Origin of the sequence: Gilliamella sp. wkB171, from assembly GCF_001693755.1 — a bacterium.
In the GTDB taxonomy this organism is placed as follows: Bacteria; Pseudomonadota; Gammaproteobacteria; order Enterobacterales; family Orbaceae; genus Gilliamella; species Gilliamella apicola_F.
Window position 1 is genome coordinate 1 of the sequence record NZ_LYST01000015.1, and the last position, 409, is coordinate 409.

Below are 409 nucleotides of genomic sequence, written 5' to 3' on the forward strand. Positions count from 1 at the left end.
ATCGTAAATTCACATAATGAAAATACATTTAATAAATATAAAAATATTATTTTCATTTTAGGTGAATCAGCCTATAGAGGGCGGCATAGCATTTATGGATATAATAAAAATACAACACCAGAAATGCACAATATTTTTACTCAATCAAATAGCTGTATAGTACCAGAAGTTCATTCTCCTGCTTCTATCACTCGAGATTCAATCCCTATGCTATTCTCATTCGCCAAACCAAATGACGAGCAACCATTACTAGAAGAAAAAAATATAATAGAAATGGCGAACAATCAAAGCTATAAAACATCATGGATATCAAAAAATGGCGAATCAGGACCCCATAGTAGTAAATATTCAATTATTGCCAAATTAAGTAATATATTTATAGAAGATTTAAAAGACGATCTAGAGTTAC

General features: G+C 29.8%; 1 protein-coding gene. It reads left to right on the forward strand.

Annotated features, from left to right (window positions below; genetic code table 11):
* Window positions 1-409 (forward strand): sulfatase-like hydrolase/transferase (locus A9G03_RS01385; protein WP_179854732.1); only part of this gene is annotated, 409 nt, incomplete at both ends.